The 16975-nt window shown below is 63.2% G+C and carries 11 protein-coding genes and 1 pseudogene; 4 read left to right on the top strand and 8 right to left on the bottom strand.

What is annotated here, in order from left to right; translation table 11 throughout:
• Nucleotides 1-439 precede the first annotated feature (439 nt).
• From E1832_RS00690 to E1832_RS00705, 4 genes are all read left to right on the top strand, one after another.
• On the top strand, nucleotides 440-940 hold the full coding sequence (locus E1832_RS00690; protein ID WP_133357851.1) for a spore coat protein U domain-containing protein: 501 nt from the start codon (nucleotides 440-442) through the stop codon (nucleotides 938-940).
• Between the two features lie 78 nt (nucleotides 941-1018).
• Complete coding sequence (locus E1832_RS00695) at nucleotides 1019-1453, top strand: fimbrial biogenesis chaperone (RefSeq protein ID WP_133357852.1); 435 nt, start codon at nucleotides 1019-1021, stop codon at nucleotides 1451-1453.
• 113 nt (nucleotides 1454-1566) lie between these two features.
• Nucleotides 1567-3951, top strand: a complete 2385-nt coding sequence (locus E1832_RS00700; protein WP_165978756.1) for a fimbria/pilus outer membrane usher protein — start codon at nucleotides 1567-1569, stop codon at nucleotides 3949-3951.
• Nucleotides 3942-4889 carry a Csu type fimbrial protein gene (locus E1832_RS00705; RefSeq protein WP_133357854.1) on the top strand — a complete coding sequence of 316 codons (948 nt, stop codon included), beginning with the start codon at nucleotides 3942-3944 and terminating at the stop codon, nucleotides 4887-4889. Before E1832_RS00700 ends, E1832_RS00705 begins: the two co-directional genes overlap by 10 nt.
• Before the next feature lie 411 nt (nucleotides 4890-5300).
• Here E1832_RS00705 and E1832_RS00710 read toward each other — a convergent pair whose 3' ends face one another.
• The 8 genes and pseudogenes from E1832_RS00710 to E1832_RS22780 all read right to left on the bottom strand — a co-directional run.
• Entirely contained in the window at nucleotides 5301-6554 is a 1254-nt protein-coding gene (locus tag E1832_RS00710) for a molybdopterin molybdotransferase MoeA (RefSeq protein WP_165978757.1), read from the bottom strand.
• Nucleotides 6555-6621: 67 nt separating this feature from the next.
• Nucleotides 6622-9087 carry an arsenate reductase (azurin) large subunit gene (locus tag E1832_RS00715; RefSeq protein WP_133357856.1) on the bottom strand — a complete coding sequence of 822 codons (2466 nt, stop codon included), beginning with the start codon at nucleotides 9085-9087 and terminating at the stop codon, nucleotides 6622-6624.
• 13 nt (nucleotides 9088-9100) lie between these two features.
• Nucleotides 9101-9529: an arsenate reductase (azurin) small subunit gene (locus E1832_RS00720; RefSeq protein WP_245513724.1), complete on the bottom strand. Its 429-nt coding sequence runs from the start codon at nucleotides 9527-9529 to the stop codon at nucleotides 9101-9103.
• Between the two features lie 239 nt (nucleotides 9530-9768).
• Nucleotides 9769-10989 carry a sigma-54-dependent transcriptional regulator gene (locus E1832_RS00725; RefSeq protein WP_133357858.1) on the bottom strand — a complete coding sequence of 407 codons (1221 nt, stop codon included), beginning with the start codon at nucleotides 10987-10989 and terminating at the stop codon, nucleotides 9769-9771.
• Complete coding sequence (locus E1832_RS00730; RefSeq protein WP_133357859.1) at nucleotides 10986-12407, bottom strand: sensor histidine kinase; 1422 nt, start codon at nucleotides 12405-12407, stop codon at nucleotides 10986-10988. Before E1832_RS00730 ends, E1832_RS00725 begins: the two co-directional genes overlap by 4 nt.
• On the bottom strand, nucleotides 12404-13255 hold the full coding sequence (locus tag E1832_RS00735) for a substrate-binding domain-containing protein (protein ID WP_245513726.1): 852 nt from the start codon (nucleotides 13253-13255) through the stop codon (nucleotides 12404-12406). The genes E1832_RS00730 and E1832_RS00735 overlap by 4 nt, the downstream gene beginning before the upstream one ends.
• A gap of 219 nt (nucleotides 13256-13474) precedes the next feature.
• A complete protein-coding gene (locus E1832_RS00740; RefSeq protein ID WP_165978758.1) occupies nucleotides 13475-15136 on the bottom strand; it encodes a calcium-binding protein in 1662 nt (553 codons plus the stop codon).
• 155 nt (nucleotides 15137-15291) lie between these two features.
• Nucleotides 15292-16569, bottom strand: a pseudogene (locus tag E1832_RS22780) (calcium-binding protein); the annotation flags it as partial.
• Nucleotides 16570-16975 lie beyond the last annotated feature (406 nt).

The following is a 16975-nucleotide window of genomic DNA, read 5'->3' on the forward strand; positions in this document are numbered from 1 at the left end:
CGCTCCCGTGACGAACTTGTCCCATAATGCTTCCTTCCATCCCGACGAAAGGATCACACCATCAAACCGTGGGATCAAACACCTAGGATTGCAGGCCGCAGAAATTTCTTTGAGGTCCGCTGCATCGATCATGATGATTGATCGGAAGTCTTTGCGGCCGCGCGCCGCAAGTCCCGGCGCGGCGTTCGCGGCCTCCAGACGCAGGTTAGAATTTTTGAAAATTTTTTTGATCGATCACGATTTCACAAGGAATGTTGAAAAGCACCCCCTTGCCGGTTAAGCGTTTGAGACAGTCAGGCACATGATCGCATGCATCGTGAAAATACCACATTACGGCGCATATTTTTTAGAAGGATTTTCTGTCGATAGAGATTTCACAAAAGTATTGAAAGTCTCCCACCTGCTGGATAACCTGTTGAAAAATTAGGTGTATGGTTAAATGATACGTGGATTATGCTTATTTTTAGGCACCTTGAGTGCTGCGATTTCCGTAACAACCGCAGTTAAAGCAGCCGTCGAAGAAGGAACGCTGAACGTAACGGCGACGGTGATCGCGCAATGCACCGTCTCGACATCGGCTATCGCTTTCGGAGAAATTTCACCGACGCAAGCCGCGTCTGCAACAGGATCCATTTCCATTAGTTGCGATGATAACAATACATTGTCTTCGGTCGTTCTTGACGGCGGCAATAACGAGGATACCGGCGCCCGGCGAATGAGTGACGGCGGGACCAACTACATACCCTACACGTTGTCCGTTGGAGGCAGCACGATCGCCGTTAACGGTGACATCGGGACCAGCTTCGCGCTGACGGGCGTGGGCCCCTACGCGGACACTGTCGACATTGACGGCGCGATCGCTTCCGTCGTTTCGCCGGGGCGTGCGCTGGGATCCTATTCGGACTCCGTCACTATAACCGTAACCTATTCAGGCCCCTAGAAAACCCGGAAGACCAGGGCCCATCCATATCCCGCAAAACAAGAACAATATCGGTCGGGAGCGAAAAGGCAGGCAGGCATGAAACGTGCGAAAACGATCACGGCGGCTTTGTTCGCCGCATTGATCCTCCCATCCTTCGCAGTCGCGGATTCCTTTGCGATTTCACCGACGAAATTGCTGGTAAGCAGAGCGGAGCGAAGCGCGACACTCACGGTGAAATCCGGCGGTCCCGACCAAATGCAGGGGCAGGTCCGCGTCATGAAGTGGACACGCTCTGGTGGGAAGGACCACTTGGCACCAACCCGAGATGTCATAGCGAGTCCGCCGGTTCTGCGTCTGGCGCGCAATCAGGAGACGACGATCCGCCTTGTGCGTGTGAAAAAAGCACCCGTCCGGCAGCAACGCGAATGCTATCGCGTCCTGATCGACCAGTTACCCGGCGACTCGCAGCGCAATTCCGCCGTCAAGTTCACAATCCGGCATTCCGTTCCGCTCTGCTTCACGCGGGGCTGAGGTCGCGAATGGCTGGAAGCCAGATTTCTGGAGCCTGGGCCCCGGCCGCAGGCTTTGGAAGGGAGGAAGGCGTGATCAGGGCATCGGTCGTTCTTGCCACAGTCTGCATGCACATGGCGACGTTCGCCTGGGCGCGCGACAGTGTGCTACAACCGCACACGCCCGGGGTCATGCATGGCGACGCCAACCAGGCCACGCCGGAAACAGGCAAATTGCGGCCTGTAACGGATGAAGGGGTGCCGCTTTTCCTTCTGGTATCGCTCAACGGGGCGGATACCGGTTTGATCGCCGAATTCATCTGGTTTTCAAAGGTCGACCGCATAGGGATCCAGCCGAACGAGTTGAAGGGTATCGGCCTGACGCCCCCCGGGAGAGCACGGTCGATCCTGTTTCTGGACGACATTCCCGGGCTATCCTACCGCTACGACGCGGCGGCCCAGAAGATCGAGATCTCAGCGGCGCCGGGGCGGCTGCGACGCCGCATCATCAACGGCCGAAATCGGCCGGCCTTCGCCGAGGCGCAGCCGGGTTACGGCGCGCTTCTGAACTATCACCTGACGGGAAATATCGGCAGCGACGTTCTTTCGGACGGATTTCAGGTCGAAAGCCTGTTCGCCTCGCTGGAGGGGCGGCTTTACGCACCCTTTGGCGCCCTGCGGACCACCGGGTCGGTCTCTACGCGCAACCTCGGCTTCGAGGGCGCCCATTTCCACCGCGAAGACACGACATACAGCTATTCGAACCCGAGGACCCTTGTGACCTTCAGCGCCGGAGATGTCATTTCTTCGGGGCAATCCTGGACGCGGTCGATCCGCATGGGCGGCATTCAGATCCGACGCGATTTCTCGCTTCGCAGTGACATCGTAACAGATCCGCAACTGGCCTATTCGGACACGGCGGCCGTTCCCACCGCGATAGACGTGTATGTGAACAACGTGAACGCGTGGTCCGGCACGGTGCCGCCGGGGCCGTTCACCCTGACGGACCTGCCGACAATCGGCGAGAGCGGCGAGGCACAGATCGTCATCCGCGACGAGGCGGGGAACGAAAAAACCAAAACGATCGGTTTCTTCGCGACCGAAAACCTCCTCCGCCGGGGCCAGATGGATTTTTCTTTCGAAGCGGGTGTCGCGCGCAATCGCTTTGCGCAGGACAATTTCGCATACAGCGACGAGCGGCTGGCAATCGCCAGCCTGCGCTTTGGCCTGACGGACCGGTTGACGCTGCAAGGCCACGTCGAAGCCAACTCGGACCTGGTCGCCGCCAGCGGAGGGATATCCTCGGTGCTCTTCAATCGGGCGGAACTCGGACTGGCGGTCGGAACCAGCAGATTCAGGGGCCAGACCGGGTATCTGGGGCATTTTGATCTGAGAACCGACATTTCCGGCATCGATTTTCGGGTCTCATCGACCCGCCACAGCGGTGACTACGCGGATCTCGCCTACGTCACGTCTCTGGCGGACGGCACCGCAACCGACCCGGCTCTCTTGCGTCCCGCCAAAGCGCAGGATGTCCTGTCTGTTTCGACGCCGCTGTTTTCCGATCTCTCGACGCTCGGCGTCAACCTCATCAACATCGAACGGGCGGATGCGCACAACACGATCCTTTCGGGGTCGTTCAGCCAAAGGGTGAAATGGCAGGATGCCGATTTTCGGGTCTCGGGCTTCAAGGACGTCTCGACCGAGAACTACGGCCTGTCCATGGGGCTTTCCATCCCGCTCGGCAAACGCACCAGGGCCTCTTCCGACCTGCGGCGCGACGGCAGCGGCGAACCGCGCGCGGGTCTGCGTTTGCGGAAATCTCTCGACCGGGACGTTGGCAGCTCCGGCTACAGGGTGGACATCGAAAAGACCGTAAAAGGGGACGACTGGGCATTCCTGGGCGGATCCTATCGCGGCCGATACGGAGTTATCGACGCACGCCTGCAACGGGCAGATGATGGGAAAATCGCTGCCGCCGCCAGTCTTGAGGGCGCTTTGGTCCTGAGCGACGCAGGGCTGGTTGCCGGCAACAGGATCAGCGACGGTTTCGCGGTTGTCGACCTTGGCATCGCCGATGTCCCGATCCATTTGAACAATCAACCGGTCGCAAGGACCGGGGTGATGGGCAAGGCATTGGTTGCCGGGCTTGTACCCTATCAGAAGAACCGCGTTTCGGTCGATGCCTCCGACCTGCCGCTGAACGCCAACACGATCGCCACCGCCATCCAGGCGGTTCCGGCCCGCCACTCCGGGACCACCCTGCGTATGGGCCGCGGTGTCGGCACCTCCGCACTCGCCGTCCTGCGCGACAAGACCGGAAACTTTGTCCCGGTCGGCTCGGACGTCGTGGTCAACGGCCGGCAGTCGGATTTCGTGGTCGGCTATGATGGCGAGGTCTGGCTTGAAAACCTTCACCGGCAGAACCGAATTGAAGTAATCGGCGGCGGCCTGCGATGCGCGGCCCGGTTTGATCTTCCGCCACCCGAGATGTCATATCTGGAGCTGGAATGCCTTTGAAAATTCGAGCCACCGCGCGGATCGCGCTTTTCCTTGTTACCCTCTCGACCTTCGCCGGGGAATCTGCCGCGCAGAGCTGCACCGCGTCGATGACCGATTTCAACTTCGGCACCACCTCGGTGCGCGGCGGCAGCACACCGCGCATCCTGGGCACGTTGCGGGTGGAATGCGGCGCCCTGCTCGGCCTGATCAGCCTGGTCAATCTGTGCATAACCGTGGATGCCGGCGACGGCGGTTCGGGACCGTCGAACAACCCGCGCTACATGCGCCGCGCCGATGGCACCCAACTGGCCTATCAACTCTACCGTGGCGGCTATGGCGGCACGGTCCTGAACAATATCTCCGGGGTCAGTTTGAGTTTGCTCAGCTCGACCGTCTACGAGGAAACGATCTACGCGGAGGTGATCGACTCCGGCACCTCGGTGAACGGCGGATACTATTCCTCCAATTTCACGGCCGGCATCGATTTCCGCGTCACCGCGGGAACCCTGCTGTCCTGCACCTCCCGCGGCGAGCAGGACAGCAGCGATTTCATGGTCTCCGCCGACATCGAGCCAAGCTGCACGGTCTCGGCTGGCACATTGGATTTCGGGACATTGGGCACCAATGTCTCCGCCGCCGTGGTGGCGCAGACAACCATCGATGTGTCCTGCTCTGCCGGCGTTCCCTACTCGGTCCAGCTCGGACAAGGCCAGGGTCCGGGCGTTTCCGACCCGACGGCGCGACAAATGTCCTCCGGCAGCAACACGCTGTCCTATGGGCTCTATCGTAACCAGACACTGACGGCGCCCTGGGGGTGGACCGTCGGCGTCAACGACAACTCCGGCACGGGAACCGGGGCAATCCAATCCATCCCTGTCTATGGGCAGATCAACAGCGGCCAAACGGTACCTGTCGGTGTCTATAGCGACAGCGTTATCATCACGGTCAATTACTAGCGGGTTGGACCCGTTTGCTCAGCGCCGCGATCGAAGCTTGAGATCGCTACATTGCCACGCTGACGGCCTGTGTACCCTCCGGGCGGATCAGCCTCTGCAAATCGCCTGCCGGGAACCGGCGCGCGGCGCTCCCGCGACGGTTTCGGATTTCAGGGCCGGTGCGATCCGACAAGGGCGTGGTGTGGCCGGGTGGGACGCTCCGGGTCTGGCCCGCCGCCTCGCTCCCGGCCCCGTCAGGGTGTCAGATCAACAGATCCGCGCCGGAATGGATATAGCTTGGGCACATCGCCCATATTCTTGCTTTGCCTCGCCCTGCCGCTGACCGGGGCATTCGTCGCGGGACTTTTGTTTCAACTCTGGCAGTGAACCTGGCCGCGCTCGGGAGAGGTCGGATTGATTTGGAAATCGGATTCACTCAAGAAGCGGCTCCACCCGCAGCGGCTGCCCTTCACTGACATGCGGCATGTCCGGCTCGATCACGGCGATGCCTCGTGCATTTGCGATCGGACTTAGGCTGGCCGACGCCCCCCGCCCGAGCCTCTGAAGGACCGGCCTGCCCATTCCGTCGCGCCGGTCCCAGGTCACCGGGACATATTCGCGCCGACCGGTGGCGCGGTCGTAGTCAAAGCCGGACACGGCAGGGATCCAGGTATCCTGTATCTCGGTCAGACCGGCGGCCTTGCGCAGCGCCGGCTGCGCGATCTGGCTGAAGGTCACCGCCGCGGCGTAGGGATTGCCGGGAAGTCCGACATAAAGCGCGCCTGCGACCCGGCCCACGGTCAGTGGTTTTCCCGGCCTTATCGCCACCTTGAGAACGTCCAGCGTGGCGTCCTCGCGCCGCAGGGCGTCAAGGATGTGATCCTCCTCGCCCGCCGACACCCCGCCCGAGGAAATGACCACGTCATTCTCCTCTGCCGCGCGGCGTATGGTGGCGCGGATCGCGCCCGCGTCATCGCGCAGGATGCCGTAATCGGTCAGCTCGATCCAGGGCTGTGCAAGCAGCGCGCGCAACATGACGCGGTTGGAATTGTAGATCTGGCCGTGCTGCAGCGGCGATCCCGGCTCTTGCAACTCGCTTCCCGTCGAGAACAGACCGACGCGCAATTTGCGAAAGGTGGAAACCCGCGGGATGCCGGTTCCGGCGAGAAGCGCCAGACGCGGCGCGGTCAGAAGGTGCCCGCAAGGCAGCGGCGGCTCTCCCGCGCGCCGGTCCTCGCCCCGGCGCCGGATGTTGAGTGCCGCACGCGGGGCATCCGAAACGATCAGCGTGTCGCTGTCGCGGCGCGCCCTTTCCTGCATGATGACGGCATCCGCCCCCGAAGGGATCGGCGCGCCGGTAAAAATTCGCACCGCCGTTCCGGGCTGAAGAATGGCCGATCTGGTGTCGCCCGCCGCGACCCTGCCGGAGACAGGAAGGCGCCACGGGCCATCCCCCGCAAGATCACGGGTCGAGACGGCGTAACCGTCCATCGCGGCATTGTCGAAGGGCGGCAGGTCGACCCGAGCCGTGGGCGGACTGGCCAGAACCCGGCCAAGAGCAAGGTCGAGCGGCAGATCCTCCGCCTCTCGCATCGGCGCCACGGCGGCGACGGCCCGCAGCCGCGCCGCGTCGACCGACAGCGTCGCGCCGGTCTTTCCGGCAGAACAAAAGTCAGGTTGAGCCATGGCACCTTCCCCCTCGCGCATGGAAAAACGCCCGCCCCGGTTTTGGGGCGGGCGCGGCTTGTGATCGTCAGAGCGCCACTTCCTTGGATTTGAAGGAAATCGCTCTGGTCTCGGGGGTGGCATCCGCGATCTTGCGGATATCGCCCCAGCAGTGCTTGTAGTCCGGCAGCACCAGTTCGTTGACGCCCGGATTGACCACATTGCCCTGGCTGCCCGCCGGCGAGCCGAACACCATCGCCACCTGGCCGCGTTTGGCCGTCGCGGTCGGATAGGCCATGCCCTGGGTCACGCCGTTGTCGTTGACGATCTCCAGCAGGTCGCCCGGGTTCAGGCCCAGATCGACCATGTCATCGGGGTTCATCTCGACAAATGGATGCGGGAAACGATCCTGGACGAAGTCGTTTTCCTGATCCAGGAACTGGTTCTGCCAGAAGATGTTGGCCCTGACATTGTTGATCCAGAACTTGTGCGCGGCCTTTTCGCGCGCCTTGCCTGGCGCCTGCCAGCCGCGCCAGCCGGCGGCGCAGAACAGTGCCTTCCTGTCGTCGCGCCCGTGCCGGTCGAAGGTGCCGTCGGAATACAGCCGCTCGGTGCCCACCAACTGGCCGTTCTCATAGCCCACGACCGGCTCCTGCACCCCGTTGTTCCCCATGGCGCGCAGGCGGTCATAGGTCACGTCCGGATTGCCCTTGTTGTAGCCGTCCATGAAGGCGTCTTCCTCGGTCTGCCACTCATAGCCCTTGAACTGGTCGGCATAGGCATCGTGCCCCATGTCGCGTAGGACGCGCTCCATGTTCTGGGCGACACCTGCGGCGATCAGGCAGTCGGGGCGGGAATTGCCGAACGGGTCCATATACCGCTCCGACAGCCGCATCCGCCGCTCGCCGTTCATCGAGGTGAGGTTCATCTCGTTGGCTTCGCAGGCCGGCAGGATCACATGGGCGTTCTGGCCGATCTGGCTGTGGATGATGTCCACGTCCACCACGAACAGCCCGCCCGCGTTGATCGCGCCGACGATCGCATCGACCACCTGTTCGCGGGTGCCGCCGGCGGCGGCGTCGATGGCGTCCTTCACCATGTCCGAGCGCCGCTTGTGCACCCGCTTGAACTCGGAGGCGTTCAGCGTGGTCTTGTAGTGGTCGCAGGCCCAGATGTGATGCACCCCGCCCAGACCCCGGATCAGGAACTGGTCGATATATTCGGCCGGACGTCCCACATGGGCATCCGAAGGCCGATAATAACCTTCCTGATGGCCGCCCAGGCGGCAGATCCCGCCGCCCTCGCGACCGATATTGCCGGTGGCCAGCGCGATGTTCACAAGGGCACCGATGGTGCGATAGTTGTCGTTGCCCCAGATGATGCCCTTTTCATAGGCAGTGACGCATTTGCGGCGGCTGCCGTCGTCATGCGGCTTGGCGATCCATTCGGCGGCCTTGACGATGTCCTCCGCCGCAACGCCGCAGATTGCTGCTGCTTCCTCGATCGACGTGCGGCAGGTCTCCATTACGTATTCGAGGCTGCCGAGACCCGCCGGATGGGCCTCGTCCTGAGCCACCGCCTCGCCGGACTGGAAGGTCGAGTTGGCGATGAAGTCCCCATCGGTCCAGCCGTTGTCGACGATATGGGTCAGGATGGCGTTGAACAGCGCCATGTCCGTGCCTTCGTTGATGGCGAGGTGCAGGACGTTTTCCTTGCCCGCGAACTGCTCGGCCGAGCTGATCGTCAGGGTGCGGCGCGGGTCCACGGCGATGAACCTGGCCCCGTTCTGAAGACCGGGCACCATGTGGTTGAGGTAAAGGTTGGTCTGGGTTTCCATCGAATTGGCGCCGACCATGAAGATGGTGTCGGTCAACTCGTAATCCTTATAGGCATAGTTCAGCTCGCCGACGCCCATGTCCCGGGTCGAATGAACCTCGGAGTTATAGGCCGGGCGGTTGTGGATCCGGCAGTTCTTGATCTTCATGCTCTCGAAATAGAGCTTGCCGGTGCCCCAGGTGTTCTCATACCCGCCGGCCGAGCCGCCGTGGTCGAACATCGATACGACCAGATCGTCCTCGGAGCCTTCGGTCACCACCCGCGCTGTCACCCGGGCGACCAGATCCAGCGCGTCGTCCCATGTCGTCGGCTGCCAGACACCGTTGCGCCAGACCTTGGGATCCGACAGGCGCTGCTGCTGCGTGCCCGTCACTGTCGAGGGGCGGTTTTCGGCCATGCGCGCGCCGCGGATCGAACCGAGGCCGGAATTGACCACGCAATTCACGTCCGGCTTCACCACCAGCTGCACGTCTTTGCCGTCCTGCTTGACGATGTTGTACATCGACGGCGCATACCAGGATTCGGTGTCCTGATACTGCTGTTCGCTCAGGTCCACGCCGAACTTGTTCTCGCCGGGGGCGGTGCCGCCCTGCCTGTTCATCGGCCAAGTGTAGGCTTTGTAGCCGCAGCCGACGATGCAGTAATGGCAGGTTACATTGTGTTCCTTCGCATCCGCCGGGATGATCGGGAGCCGGTCTATCTGTCTTTTATACGCCATTATATTTCCTCCCTCACAACACGTTGGACAGACGGCCATAAATCAGCTCGTCCACCCCTTCGGCATGGATGTCGCCGTTGTCATCCACGCGCAGGACGAATTGCGGCAGGTTATTGGTGGCATGGCCCCAGACCTGCTGACCGCTCGCCTCCGCGTCAAAGCGCGAATGGTGGCCGGGGCAGTTCAGCGTCCGGTCCTCGCCGTTGTAGCTCAGCATCCAGCCCTTGTGCGGGCAGAGCACCGAATAGGCCACGATGTCGCCATCCGGCCCAACCCCGCCCTCGACCGCCTGGCCAAGCTTGAGCAAGATGCCCGGGCTGTCGGCGTCAGGATAGGCGATATCCATCGGTTCGTTGACCGTGAGATCCGAGATATTGGCGAGCTTGCTGGCCGAATATTCCACCCGCGCGAGGCTTCGGGCCTGCGCCTGTTGCGCAGGCAATACAGCGGACGCCGCAGCCCCTGCGGCACCTACCAGTCCACCGCGCAGGAATTGACGGCGGCCCGCATCGACAAGCCGATTGCATTTCATGGAAAAACCCTCCCTTGCTTTTCTGTGACCATGGTAGGCGTCAGAACCACGGCCGCGCGATGCGTTGGAGGGTGATGCCGCACTGCGGCTGTGACTTGTTTTTCAAAGGTTTTTTTTATTGTTCGGAAATCCGAACATTTTCATGGTGGTCAGAGGCCCAATTTCTGCATCTTTTCCCACAGAGTCGTGCGTGACACTTTCAGAAGCTTCGCCGCCTCCAGAATGTGGCCGTCCGTCCGGGCCAGCGCGGCAATGATCTGCTGCCGTTCGGCGGCACCGCGCGCCTCGGCCAGCGTGGAAAAGCGATCGCTTTGCGCCCCCAGTTCCGGGAACAGGTCGGACGGGAACAGCCATTCCCCATGGGCGGCCTCGACCGCCCGCAGCAGCCGCGCCCGGAGCTCCCGGCCATTGCCGGGCCAGTCATGGTCACGAATGGCGCTTTCAGAATGCGAGGACAGCCCCCTGAGCGGCGGATCGCGACGGCGGTTCAGCGTCTCGAAAAACTGCTTGGCCAGCCAGACCGCATCGTCCGGCCGGTCCGACAGCGGGGGAATGAAAATCTCGTGGGTCTTGAACAGGTACAAAAGGTCCGCTCTCAGGTCCTCTGCCTCGTCGCGTTGATCGGTGGCTGGCCAGGCCGAGGCAATGGCCCGGAATTGCGCCCCGGTCGACAGGGCGGCGATCAGATGACCCTGTGACGTTTGCGAAAGGCTTTCCAACCCGTTGATATGCAATGTCCCTTCGCCCACCTCGGCAATGGCACCGGTCAGCGCCGCGTCATCTCCGGGGCTGCGATGCGCATTGACCTCGACGAAGGGGGCCGCGCGCCGGTCGGACAGGTCGTGGATCCTGCGCGCCAGGCGGGCCTTGCCCAGGCCCTTGCTGCCCCGGATGAGCACCGGCCAATCGCCCGCGGCGTATTCTGCGACGAGCGCATCGACCCGGCGCGCCCCGGACGAAATGCCGGTTTCCGGCGGCAGATCGACGTTTTCCTCGGGGCGCAGGATCAGCACCAGCCGGTCGAGGAAGTCGCCCATGTCGAACGGCTTGGTGATGTAGTCCGCCGCCCCGGCCTGAAGCAAGCGCACCGCCTGGTCGATCCCCCCCTGGCCGGTGATGAACAAAAAGGGCGGCGGGGTCATGGTGCGGCAAAGCGCTTCGTAGAGCTCCTCGCCGGTTCCGTCGGGCAGGCGGATGTCGCAAACCACGCCGTCGACCCGCTGGCGCGGGGTGCGGATTGCGGACACTCCACGCCCCTTCAGCTTGACCCAGGCGACGGATGCCCCCTCCAGCTCCAGCCGCTGGTGGATCGATCCGCCCATGATCTCGTCGTCCTCGACCAGAACGATATGCCGCCCCTTCAGCGTCATGCGGCCTCGCCTTTTGGGAGAAATACCTTCAGCAAGGTTCGCCCGGCACCCCGGGCATGCCGGATGCGCCCGTTGAGACCAACGACGAGATCGTGAACAAGCCGCAGCCCCACCCCACCGCCGGGTGCAACCGGCGCCGAGGACATCAGACGGTCAAGATCGGGCGCACTCAAGCCTCGCCCATCGTCGGAGATGGTCAGCTCGATTCCGTCATCCCGGGGAAGGACGCTGAGACCGACATGGCCGCCTTCAGGCGCCGCCGCGGAGGCATTCAGAAGCAGGTTCAGAACGATCTGGCGCACCGGCGCGGCCGGGATCGACGCCAGATTCGCCGCATCCGCCTGTACCTGCCAGTCAAGGGTCTGCCTCTTGTGGGCTGCCTCGGGCTCGAACAGCAGCTTCAGATCATCGAAATCGGTAGGGCGCAGAGGAAGCCCGGCCCGGTCCAGGCGGTTCTCGTCCAGGATGGCCCGGCTCACGTCCTTCAGGTGAACGAGTCCGCGCTCCAGAAGCTCGACGGATCTCTGCACCACGTCTGGCCGGTTGGCATAGGTGCGGATCGTGTCCACGGTGTTCAGCAGGCCGCCGAGCGGATTGTTGATTTCATGCGCCAGGGACGAGGACAATCGCCCGAGGCTGACGAAACGTTCGCGTTCGGCAAGGCGCTTTTCCGCCTCGGCCCGTGCGCCAATCGCCCCGATCATCGTGTTGAAGGTCCGGAGCAGCCGGGCCAGTTCTGTGTCCGATTTCGGGATCTCGATCTCGGGAATCCGGCTGGGGGCGCCGCCGGCGTCATCCATGTGCTGGGCAAGGAGTGTCACCGGCTTGAGCATCCGTGCCACAAGGACATACCCCGCGAAGGCGAGCAGCGCGGTGGCGGCTGCGTTGGCCAGCAGAAGATAAACTGAGACCCGCCGCCGTTCGGCCACAAGGTCGCCGACATCAATTTCGGTGACGATCTGGCCAACCGTGCGCTCCGCCACGCTGAGCGACGCACGCACCCGGACACGCGGCTCGTTTCCCGATGCGGTCAGTGCGGCCAGGTCCGAAGCGTTCTCGGAAAATGGTGTGGCATCGCTGTCCACGGGCGCACGCAAGGGGTCGGTCGCCGCCAGCACCCTGTTACGGTCATCGGCGACGACTGTGAACAGCATCCGCTGTCCTTCGGATGCGGCCCGCGCTCTATCAAGCGTATCATAAACCTCCCACACGTCCTTGTGCAGAACGAAGGGGCCGAGCGCGACCGACAGCCCCTCGACGTGCAGGCGCGCGATTTCACGGAGCCTGTCGTCGTGCAGGCGGCTGAGCGACCTCAGCACCTGTTGCGACGCGACCATGCCAAGGACGATCATCAGTACGCCCATGGCAAGGGCGACCCGAAGCGTGATCGGAATGCGGCTGATCGCGCCGTGCCTCATCCGGCCTGTCCCAACTCTGCCATGCGGGCCGCGATGCCGTCGAACAGCCGGACATCCGGTTCGGCGATCCGGTCAAGGAACAGCAGGTCCAGCGCCTTTCGCCCGGCCGGCATCCTGTCCATCCCCAGCAGCGCGCGCTGCAGCGTCATGACCGCCGGGTCGTCCATGCGGTCCGTCCGCGCCGCAAAGGGCGGAAAGCCCAGCCATTCGGACCTCGAAACGATCCGCGTCCGGGCCACCAGGTCAGGGTCGACCGCGGCAAGGGCCTGCCAGACATATCCATCGACACTTCCCGACCGAACCAGGCCGCCGGCCACGGCCCGCACCACGTTGCGGTGCCCCCAGGTGAAGAGGGTGCGGGCAAAAAAACTATCTGGCGTTTCCCCCATCCTGGCGAGATCCGAGGCCGTCACGAGGAAACCGGAATTGCTGTCGGGATCGGAAAAGGCATGCATGCCGCCGCGCAGATCCTCCAGGCTGGCGGCCCCATCCCCGGCCGAGGTGATGAGGTAGGACTGATACCGCGGCTGGCCGCGCCAGACCGGAACGCCGAGCAGGGACAACTGGCCGCGATGCTGCAGAAACGGATAACCGCAGACCCATGCGGCATCGACGGAGCCATCCAGAAGCGCGCCGGTGATTTCCTGGTAGGTCCGGCGCTGCACAAGGTCGACATCCCGGCCCATTCCGACCGAAAGCGCGTCCCGAAGCCGCTCGATTACCGCCGCGTCGTTGTCGAGGAAAACCGGCGTCAGGGCGAGCCGGAACAGCGGCTGCGCCCGCAGCGCAGAGGGCGCGGGAAAAACGGCGGATGCGGCCAACGCTCCGAAAAAATCCCGACGTCTCATACCCATTCCTCCCCATCTTCAAGCGTACGCCACTTGAGAGACAGAGGACAATCCTGTTCCGGATCGGGCCGCAAAGCGGTCGGTGTGTGCTGAAAGACCGTATGGCGGAAATCAGCCCATGGCCCGCAGGGCGCACACCACCCCGGAATTCAAAAAAATATCGCACGCAGACGGCGCGCGTCGAAAACACGCGACGCGGGGGCGCGGCGGACCAATGGGTCAGAGGTCATCTGGTACGGTGACCCCGCGTAGCAGCAGATCCATCGCCTCAAGGTAGTCGAAGGTGATGGTGGATTCGATTCCGTCGAGGCCCTTGCCGCTGATCGTCACCTCGCCATCGGCGATGGTGAACACCAGGTCGTCGCGAATATCCTCGTCGATGACGATCTTGTCGACGCCCGGCTCGAAATCGGTGATCCGGTTGGTGTTGATCACCGTCCGCAGCGCCGAGAAATGGAACTCGTCCGCGCCCGGCCCGCCGGTCAGCCGATCATCGCCCGGCCCGCCGATGAGCTTGTCGTCACCGGGGCCGCCGATCAGCCTGTCATCGCCTTCGCCACCCTCGAGGATATCGTCGCCGCCGCCGCCCTCAAGCCTGTCGTCGCCAACGCCGCCGCTCAGCACGTCCTTGCCCGGGCCGCCCTTCAGCGTGTCGCCCGATGCCCCGCCCAGAAGCGTATCCGCCCCCTTGCCGCCGGAAATGGTGTTCGCAAGGCCATTGCCCATGATCAGATCGCCGGACTTCGTCCCCAGCAGCTTTGCCGCATCGCGGCCGGAGACCAGCGCGCCATACCCGCCCTTGAAGATGAAATGCTCGGCCACGAGGAACTTTTCGCGCAACTCTTCGAGCTTGGCCCCCTCGTCGGAAAAATTGATGCGGGCCATCCGATCGTGCCCCGCGCTGTCAATGGTGCTGGGGGTCGTCAGCCAGTGTTTCCCCGCGTGTTTCACCAGGCCGATGTCGGACAGCGTCAGCGCGTCGCTCTTGTCGCGCAGCCCCGACAGGTCGATCCTGTCCTTGCCGATCTCGAAATCCCTGACCGTGTCCGGGTCGGGGCGCGAATCCAGCGAATTGTTTGAAATCACGAAGACATCGCGCCCGGCCCCTCCGGCCAGCCGGTCATGACCCGCCCCCCCGATCAACGTATCGCGCCCCGGACCCCCCAGGATCAGATCAACGTCCTCGTCGCCGACCAAAAGGTCGTTGCCGCCGCCGCCATACAGGGTGTTGTCTCCGGCGCCGCCGATCAGGATGTCGGGGCCGCCCTTTCCCTGCAACTCGTCCGGGTCGCCGTTGCCGAAGATCAGGTCGCTGCGCCTGGTTCCCCCGATGACATCGACCCCCGACAGGCCGAACGTCGGGCTGCCGCGCTTGGCGTCGATCGCGTCGCCCTTTTCGGTGCCCAGCGTGACCGTCCCCTTCCCCGCCTCGACCTTCTGGAAATAGTCGGAAAGCGCGTCCAAGCCGTTGGGGAGCCGCGCCATGGTCAGCTTGCCCAGCATGATATTCAGCTCGGTCGGAAGACCAAGCGCGTCAACGATCGTCGCGACATGGAGTGCGCCACCGATCGACATCGCGACCGCCGGCGTATCGCCCGCAAGGCCGCCCGCAAGATCGGACCGGACCTCGATCCGGTCCACGCCGAACTCGAAGTCGGTGATGATATCGACGTCGCCGTCTTTGTCCAGAACGAAGGTGTCCGCGCCGCGCCCGCCGGTCAGGGTATCGACACCGGCGCCTCCCTCGATCCGGTCATCGCCCTTGCCGCCGCGGATGGTGTCGTCCCCGGCGCCGCCGAACAGCAGATCTGCTCCCGTTCCGCCGTCGAAGGTGTCATCGCCGCCGTGGCCATAAATCTCGTCGCCGGATGCGCCGCCCACCAAGGTGTCGGCCGCGTCGGTCCCCCCGAAAACCTCGACCTTCTTGAAACGGTCGGTGCCGCCATGCGCATCCGTTGCGGTGCCTTTGCCGATGTCCAGCGAGATGCCGACATCCGGACCATCAGCGAGGAAATACAGATAATCCCGCCCCCCCGGCCGCCGTTGATGACATCGTCACCGGACCCCGCGGTGATCACGTCGTTGCCTGCCCCGCCGTTCAGCCTGTCGTCTCCCGTAGCGCCGAACAGCTCGTCATCGCCGCCGCCACCCTTCACGCGGTCATCGCCCTCCGCACCCTCCAGCGTGTCGGCGCCGCCCCGGCCGATCAGCACGTCGTTGCCGGCAAGGCCCATCAGGCGGTTGGCCGCGTTGTCGCCCTTGATCGTGTCGCCGCGCGCGGTGCCCCTGACGTTCTCGAAATTGCGGAAACTGTCGGTCGCCCCGGTCGGGTCGACTGCGGTTCCCGCCTTCATATCGACGGAAACGCCCGCGTCGGCGAACGGGGCGTATGCGGACCAGACAAAATCCAGAAGATCGGTGCCGCCGCGCCCGTTCAGCGTGTCGGCCCCGGCGTAGCCGTCGATGATGTTGTTCCCGTCGTCCCCCTTGATCACGTCGTCGGCCTTGGACCCTTCCACGACCTCCAGGTTGTTCAGGACGTAGTTGTCGACATAGGTGTGCGTCTCTCCCAGCGCGGAAAACACATAGCTGCCGCGGCCGGTGCCCGCCGCCAGATCGATCACCAGCGAGTCGTAATCCAACGCCTTGAGGTCCAGGATGTCGGTGCCGCCGCGTCCATCGACTGTGTCGGTGATTTCAAGGGGGGTCGGATCCCCGGCAATCGACCCGAGCATGCCGATGTACCTTGGCGTTCCACCCGGCACGAACCGTTCGAACCCCGCTGTTGTATCGCTGCCCAGCAGGGTGTCCGCATAGGCGGTGCCCCGCACCTCCTCGAAGCCGGAGATTTTCCAACTGCTCGGCAGCTTCCCCATCGGGAACTTCTGCCGGTGATCCGACCAGAAGGAATCGTAATACCAGATGTCGTAGGAGTTGTAGCCTGAGAAACTGGCGGTGCCGGCGGCCAGGTCGACGGTGACGCCGGCGCTGCGGTAGGTATAAGTGTAGAGTTTCCCGCTGGTCGCCGACCCGACACCCGGCCCGGTCAGCGTCCTGTCCGGCGTGAGGTCAAAGATCAGCGTGTCGAACCCGTCGCCGCCGTTGAGCGTCGCGCCGCCCAGCCCGGCCGTTATGGTATCGTTCCCCGCCTTGCCCTCGACGGTGGGGGGCGTGAAGCTGGCGAAGGAGATATGCACTTTGGTCTTCGGGTAGCCGTCGCTGTATTCCTCGCTGCGCGTCCCGATGTGCATGTCTATGGTCAACTTGGGATGGGTCAGCTTGTCGTCGAGTTCCGTTCCAGAAAGCGTTGGCATTGGCGGTCACCCATTTCGCGCGAAAATTCCCTTCCAAATATCATGTTTCGGCCATTCCGGCAATTTGGCGGGGCTGTTCCGCCGCCCGCAGCACTGGGTGCGATGATCCTGAATGGACTGGCTCCGGACCTTCGCCGGACCTTGCCTGAGCATCCGCGATGCGCAGAATGCGGGCTTTGCAAATTTGCTAGGACAACCCAAATACTTCGCTCGAACTAGCTGAAAGCAATGAAAGGGTTTTGACCCCAAGCTAACACTCCAATCAAAGTCACTTGATTTTCCATATCTCGTTGTAGGAGATTTCTGCCAAATTCTGGGTCCTAGGTGTTTGATCCCACGGTTTGATGGTGTGATCCTTTCGTCGGGATGGAAGGAAGCATTATGGGACAAGTTCGTCACGGGAGCG

It is taken from the genome of Antarcticimicrobium luteum, from assembly GCF_004358185.1.
GTDB classification, from domain to species: Bacteria; Pseudomonadota; Alphaproteobacteria; order Rhodobacterales; family Rhodobacteraceae; genus Antarcticimicrobium; species Antarcticimicrobium luteum.

What these genes read in the sequence shown, in the direction of transcription:
- E1832_RS00690 (WP_133357851.1), top strand. Translation starts at nt 440, where the DNA reads ATGATACGTGGATTATGCTTATTTTTAGGCACCTTGAGTGCTGCGATT.
- E1832_RS00695 (WP_133357852.1), top strand. Translation starts at nt 1,019, where the DNA reads ATGAAACGTGCGAAAACGATCACGGCGGCTTTGTTCGCCGCATTGATC.
- E1832_RS00700 (WP_165978756.1), top strand. Translation starts at nt 1,567, where the DNA reads ATGGCGACGTTCGCCTGGGCGCGCGACAGTGTGCTACAACCGCACACG.
- E1832_RS00705 (WP_133357854.1), top strand. Translation starts at nt 3,942, where the DNA reads ATGCCTTTGAAAATTCGAGCCACCGCGCGGATCGCGCTTTTCCTTGTT.
- E1832_RS00710 (WP_165978757.1), bottom strand. Translation starts at nt 6,554, where the DNA reads ATGGCTCAACCTGACTTTTGTTCTGCCGGAAAGACCGGCGCGACGCTG.
- E1832_RS00715 (WP_133357856.1), bottom strand. Translation starts at nt 9,087, where the DNA reads ATGGCGTATAAAAGACAGATAGACCGGCTCCCGATCATCCCGGCGGAT.
- E1832_RS00725 (WP_133357858.1), bottom strand. Translation starts at nt 10,989, where the DNA reads ATGACGCTGAAGGGGCGGCATATCGTTCTGGTCGAGGACGACGAGATC.
- E1832_RS00730 (WP_133357859.1), bottom strand. Translation starts at nt 12,407, where the DNA reads ATGAGGCACGGCGCGATCAGCCGCATTCCGATCACGCTTCGGGTCGCC.
- E1832_RS00735 (WP_245513726.1), bottom strand. Translation starts at nt 13,255, where the DNA reads ATGAGACGTCGGGATTTTTTCGGAGCGTTGGCCGCATCCGCCGTTTTT.